The 5,819-nt window shown below is 43.7% G+C and carries 7 protein-coding genes; 1 reads left to right on the top strand and 6 read right to left on the bottom strand.

What is annotated here, in order from left to right:
• The 6 genes from ABYB02_RS13815 to dinG form a co-directional block, all read right to left on the bottom strand.
• Positions 1–128: YbaM family protein (locus tag ABYB02_RS13815; protein ID WP_372763003.1), on the bottom strand; the 128-nt coding region annotated here is incomplete at its 3' end.
• On the bottom strand, positions 121–393 hold the full coding sequence (locus tag ABYB02_RS13810; protein WP_372763002.1) for a late competence development ComFB family protein: 273 nt from the start codon (positions 391–393) through the stop codon (positions 121–123). The genes ABYB02_RS13815 and ABYB02_RS13810, both read right to left, overlap by 8 nt.
• A 46-nt stretch (positions 394–439) precedes the next feature.
• On the bottom strand, positions 440–1,336 hold the full coding sequence (locus tag ABYB02_RS13805) for a histone deacetylase (RefSeq protein WP_372763001.1): 897 nt from the start codon (positions 1,334–1,336) through the stop codon (positions 440–442).
• 14 nt (positions 1,337–1,350) lie between these two features.
• A complete protein-coding gene (locus ABYB02_RS13800) occupies positions 1,351–1,959 on the bottom strand; it encodes a primosomal replication protein (RefSeq protein WP_372763000.1) in 609 nt (202 codons plus the stop codon).
• 1 nt (position 1,960) lies between these two features.
• The gene (locus ABYB02_RS13795) at positions 1,961–2,737 is read right to left on the bottom strand and encodes a TSUP family transporter (RefSeq protein ID WP_372762999.1); all 777 of its coding nucleotides are present in this window, start codon (positions 2,735–2,737) and stop codon (positions 1,961–1,963) included.
• Between the two features lie 2 nt (positions 2,738–2,739).
• Complete coding sequence (gene dinG / locus ABYB02_RS13790) at positions 2,740–4,815, bottom strand: ATP-dependent DNA helicase DinG (protein ID WP_372762998.1); 2,076 nt, start codon at positions 4,813–4,815, stop codon at positions 2,740–2,742.
• Positions 4,816–4,875: 60 nt separating this feature from the next.
• On the opposite strand from dinG, the gene ABYB02_RS13785 reads away from it, so the two are divergent.
• Positions 4,876–5,819 (top strand): 3'-5' exonuclease (locus tag ABYB02_RS13785; protein ID WP_372762997.1); only part of this gene is annotated, 944 nt, incomplete at its 3' end.

Raw genomic sequence — 5,819 nt, 5'->3', positions numbered from 1 at the left:
TAGTCTTGTTTAACAATTTCTAAGGCTTTGAGAACGTCGGCGGGAGGCAGGCCGTGTTGCTCTAACAGCATAATTAAATCGACTGCCAGTTTTACATGATCGGGTGCGTGCTCTAAAGGATTACTCATTGATGCTGGCCTTTTTTGCCACTTGACTTATCGCCACGTCAATCGCGGTTGCCACTCGTTGTTGCATATGAACACGCTCAGTGGTTGATAAATAAAATGCCATGTCTATATCTGAGCGAATATAGCGCGACGGCAGTTGGTTTAGCACAGTGCAACACAAGTCGGCCATCACATCATCGTTGTATTGATCGTACAGCTTACGATTGATGATTTCTTCTAATAGCATTTTTTCGTAATAGTTGTGTATATCGTCATGTAGGTGCATTAACGAGCCTCGTTTTTAAGCCATTTTATTGAGTGTATATCAAGGTTTAGTATAAATCGAGCGCTGCTTGAAACAGCTGCTTATGTACCTTAACCACCTCACTTTGCTGGCGTTGATAACCCCCGCCTAAGGCACACATGAGTGGAATTTGCTGTTGCTTACAAAAGTTAATCACATGATAGTCGCGCTGATATACTCCGGCCAACGACACATTGAATAGCCCGAGCTCGTCTTTTTCGTAAATATCGGCGCCGGCATTGTATAAAATAATATCTGGCTGGTGGATGCGCACGCAAAATGCCAATGCTTGCTTTAGAGTTGCTAAATAGTCAGGGTCTGTGGTGTGGGCTGGCAATGCAAAATCGTAATCAGAGTGCTGTTTGATGCGGGGAAAATTAGCTTCACAATGGATGGAGCAGGTAATGATATTGTTATGGCATTGCGCTATTTCGGCTGTGCCATCGCCTTGGTGCACATCGCAGTCTAATATTAATACTGTGCTGGCTTGCTCGCTGGTGATTAAGTGCGCGGCGGCGACAGCTAAATCATTAAAAATACAATAGCCGCTGCCAGACTCGCGATACGCATGGTGATAACCACCACTTAAATTAGCGCTTAGCCCCGAGTTAAGTGCGTGCTCTGCTGCCTGAATACTGGCACCGACCGAGTAGAGTGTGCGCTCGACCAAAGCTTGAGAGTGCGGAAAGCCCATTTTTTTAATTGCGTTATCGCTTAGGGTGCCATTGATAAACTGATGGATATAATGTTCGCTGTGACACAGCGCTAGTTGTGCGGCACTTGCCTTGACGGGTTGTTTAAACTGCTCAGCGGTAACGCCTAATTCTGCAATGGCGGTTTTAAGCAACTGGTATTTTTTTATCGGAAAGCGGTGCCGCTCGGGCAGCGGCAGTGCTGAATACAAATGATGATAAAAAAGCTGCATATCGGTTAATGACCTTAACGCAGTTGTTGTTTTTCTACTTGTTGTATTTTCATTTCGGTGGCCGAAATCGCTTTTCTGCAGCGCCCTAAGCGCGCATGGGTGGTTAAAATTTCCTGATTCAACTTTTGCGCTTGTGCTGGGGTGGCTTTGTCCATCTGCATTTTTCGCTCTTCGATCATTAACAGTAAGCGACGTTCAAATTCGTGGTTTTGTTTTAGCTCGTCGTACAGCTCGTGGGATGACTGCATTATTTTTTGTACGGCTTGTTTATAAACCTTTTGCTTAGGCCGAGGCTTATAGTGGCTTTTATTTTCTTTTTCCCAAATTGGCGTGGATTTAATTACATTAAATACCGCTTGTACTTGGCTGGCGATACGCTCAAGTGCGTACGTATAAGCGTGACGGTGCTCACTGGGGGGTAACGCGGTTATTTCATCTTCAATTTCGTTTACGTAATCTACTAAATTCATACTTTTGGTGCTAAACACCGCGCGATCGAACAAACTGGGTTGCGCTTGCATATAACGATTTTTAGCAAACAGCTTGGCTTTATCAAATTGCTCAGCTTGCTGTTTTAACGTAGCAACTTGTTGGCGTAGTTTATCAAAAGCAGCGGATTGCATCTTAAAAGTAGGCCTCATAAATAAGTTTTAATGCTAACAGTATAACCATAGTGTTAAATACCGGGCGAATAAACTTACTACCAAAGCGAATCGCCGAATGCGCTCCAAACCATGCGCCTAGCATAATAAAAAAGCCCATGGTAATACCTAGTAAAAAGTTTACATGGCCTAAGGCAACAAAGGTGATCAAGGAGATAAAGTTAGACACAAAATTCATTGAGCGCGATAAGCCACAGTTTAGTAATAAGTTCATTTTGTACAGCATGCCATTAGAGGCGGTCCAAAAAGTGCCGGTACCTGGGCCGGCTAAACCATCAAAAAGCCCTAAGCTTAATCCTTGTAACCATTGTTTTACCTTTATTACAGGCGTAAGCGTTGGTAAGGCGTCCCCTTGGGTGGTACTTAAACTACCAAACAGGCTATAACAGGCAACCATAATGATAATAATCGGCAGGAGTTTATTTAAAAAGTCGATACTGAGGTGATCCACTATTAATGTACCGAGCAACGCACCAATGGCGGTGGCAAATATTGAACCGAGCCAAAATTTAGGATTAAATAAATCTTTTTTGTAGTAGGTGTAACTCGCCGTTAAAGAGCCAAAACTGGCGGCTAATTTATTCGTGCCTAGGGTTAAATGTGGCGGTAAGCCGGCGGTTAATAATGCCGGAACAGTTAACATACCACCGCCACCGGCGATGGCATCAATAAAGCCTGCGGCCAGTGCAACGGCACATAAAATAGCCCAGGTTGTAGGATCGAGTGCAAGTTCAAACATTATTAATAGTCTATTTGTCTTTTAAATGGAGGTAAGGTGTCGAGCATTGCTTTGCCATAACGCTTAGTGATTAAACGCCTATCTAAAATAGTAATACAGCCAGCATCGCTTTCTTTACGCAGCAGTCTACCACAGCTTTGTACCAATTTCTTTGCCGCATCGGGAACCGTGATAGATAAAAAAGGGTTACCGCCTTTACTTTGCACAAATTCGGCTTGCGCTTCTTCTATTGGTGACGTAGGAACCGCAAACGGGATTTTAGTAATAATTAAATTCTCTAAATATTTACCTGGTAAATCAAGGCCTTCCGACAAGCTTTGGGTGCCAAATAAAATGCTACCTTTACCTTCATCAATATTTTTAGTGTGTAATTTAAGCATGGCCTCACGTGACAATACGCCTTGCACTAATAAGTTAAAACCTTTTGTTCTAAGCAGCTTAGCTACATGGTCCATTTGCCAGTACGAAGCAAACAACACTAAGTTGGCTTTTTCAGTCGCTAAATACTCGGGTAAGGTGCTTGCTACGTGATCGCTAAACGCTTTATCGGTGGGCTCTATTTTAGAAACCGGAATGCGTAAGGTGGCTTGGTTAGGGTAATCAAACGGCGAGGGCACTTTAATAAATTTAACGCCGGGTTCTTTTGCAAGACCAGCTTCGTAGGCAAAATGGTCAAACGAGCCAAGCGCACTCAGTGTAGCCGAACATAGCACGGCACCTGCGCACTCATTCCACAGTTTGTCTTTTAAGTAGTAGCCTACTTCAATAGGGCAGTCGCTGAGTAAGTGATCGTGATGACTTTTATACTCGAGGCGCTTTATCCAGCGTGCATGCGGCGTGCCTTCACCTTTGGTGGCATAACTAAACCATAGCTTATGTAATTGTTCTAAGCGATTTATATATTGCCCGCTCTCGCCCAAAATAGGATCGGCCACGTAAGGTTTTATATCACCATCGCTGACATCTTGACTGAGGGTGTCGTGCATTTTATTTAAGCAGCGCAGTGCATCAAGGGTGGCTTCGCTAATATCTTTGGCTTTACTGTGCAGAGACTGGGGGATTTCACCATGTTCAAAGCGGTAAGTGTCGTCTTTGGAGTATTCAAAGTCGGCGTTATCGAGTAGGTCGCGCACCACTTTTAAATCTTTATTGGCATCGTTAATGCTGTCGCATAACTTAAAGTTTTGTCCAATGCCTTTTTGCCCAACTAACACTTTGGCCATTTTACCACTAAATTTAGTGAGTTTGTCGAGCCACTCTATGGTGCCTTTAATAGTGGCGGCGGCAGATGAAAAGTCACGGGTGATATGCGCCAAGTGATGCGCTTCATCTATTACATAAATAGTGTTGTCGGGCTCGGGTAAAATTTTGCCGCCACCTAAATCTAAATCTGCCAGTAATAAAGAGTGGTTGATCACTAACACATCCATTTGCATTAATTGCTGGCGTGCTAATTGAAACGGACAAGTTTGGTGTGCTTTCATTTGTCGTTGGCACGCATGTTTATCGCAAGCAATTAAGTTCCACACTCTATCGGGTATGGTGTCGGCCCAGCTATCTCGGTCGCCAGGCCAGTTTTTATTGCTGTAGGCGTTATACAGCGCGTTTAAACACTTGGTTTCCATGTCGCTTAATGGCGAGGTAAGCGTTGGCATAAACTCCATTTGTGTTTGGCTATCGGCATTGACCGCATTATGCAGCTTGTGGGCACATATATAGCGGTGCCGTCCTTTAACTAAATCAAATTTAAAATTGAGTCCTGAATGCTGTTTAAAAAACGGTAACTCTTTAGCTATTAACTGTTCTTGCAGTGCGACGGTTGCGGTAGAGATCACCAGTTTCTTTTTTTGTGCCAGCGCCAATGGCAGTGCGCCTAAACAATAAGCTAGTGATTTACCGGTGCCGGTGCCGGCTTCAATAACGCAAATGCGTTGCTGCTTGTGATACTCGCCCGCTAAGGTTTTCGCGATTTCTGCTACTAAGTAATTTTGACTGCTGCGCGGGCGGTAATCGGTTAGGTTATTAGCCACATGCTGGTGTACTTGCCGAATAGTTTTTTTTAGTGAGTCAGAAAGCATGGGATGATTTACCTAAAGTATGTATATAATTACAGTGTATATATTAAGTGGGATCGGACATTGACACAAGCAATCTATCAGGGCTTTATTTTATCCAGGCAGCAATACTCAGCTAAACAGGGGCGAGGCATCACCTTGTGTTATTGGCTGTGTAGTGATCATGGCCCAATTAAAGTGCTGATTGAAAACCAGCAGGCGGTTTTTTTTATTCCGCAAGCAGCGCAACCCAGCGCGCAGGCGATGTTAGATCAAGCCAATATAAAGGTAAATTTTAAAGCGGTGCAGCTGCGCCATTTTAGTGGCACTGACTGTGTGGCATGTTATTTTAATAGTAGCCATAGCCTTTACCAAGCGCGCAGTTTACTAGAAAACCACACTTCTATCTATGAGGCAGATATTCGCCATAGTGACCGCTTTTTAATGGAGCGCTTTATAAAGGGCGGAGTGTGGGTGACAGGTCAAGCTACGCAAAAAAATGGCTTTATTGAAATAGCACAAGCAAAACTCAAAGCAAATCCTAACTATACTCCACAGCTAAGTGCGGTTTCACTCGATATTGAATGCAATGGTGATGGCGTATTGTTTTCGGTGGGGCTAGTGGGTAACGGTTTAGATTGTGTACTAATGATTGGCGAGCCACACACACAACACACAGACATAAATATAGATTGGTGTGTTGATGAAATAGCGTTATTACAAAAGCTGCAAGGCTACATTAATAGTAACGACCCCGATGTGATTGTGGGCTGGAATGTTATTGAATTTGATTTTACGGTACTAAACTCGCGCGCAGAGGCATTAGGCTTAACGCTTAACTTTGGCCGTGAGCAGCAAGCGTTAAGTATAAATGTAGGCCATTTTACCCGCCTAAGCCTACCAGGTCGCAGCGTCATAGATGGTATTGATACCTTAAAAAATGCCACTTACCATTTCGATAACTATTCATTGGCAAATATTGCGCATAAAGTTCTCGGCGAGTCTAAATTAATTCAAGCGGATAACCG

Source organism: Pseudoalteromonas sp. (assembly GCF_041613455.1).
Classification (GTDB): Bacteria; Pseudomonadota; Gammaproteobacteria; order Enterobacterales; family Alteromonadaceae; genus Pseudoalteromonas.
Note: the sequence above shows the minus strand (reverse complement) of the source record. Positions and strands in the feature narration are given on the sequence as shown.

Bases quoted from the DNA above. Each gene is read 5' to 3' on its own strand.
- ABYB02_RS13810 (WP_372763002.1), bottom strand. From the start codon at position 393: ATGCACCTACATGACGATATACACAACTATTACGAAAAAATGCTATTA.
- ABYB02_RS13805 (WP_372763001.1), bottom strand. From the start codon at position 1,336: ATGCAGCTTTTTTATCATCATTTGTATTCAGCACTGCCGCTGCCCGAG.
- ABYB02_RS13800 (WP_372763000.1), bottom strand. From the start codon at position 1,959: ATGCAATCCGCTGCTTTTGATAAACTACGCCAACAAGTTGCTACGTTA.
- ABYB02_RS13795 (WP_372762999.1), bottom strand. From the start codon at position 2,737: ATGTTTGAACTTGCACTCGATCCTACAACCTGGGCTATTTTATGTGCC.
- dinG (WP_372762998.1), bottom strand. From the start codon at position 4,815: ATGCTTTCTGACTCACTAAAAAAAACTATTCGGCAAGTACACCAGCAT.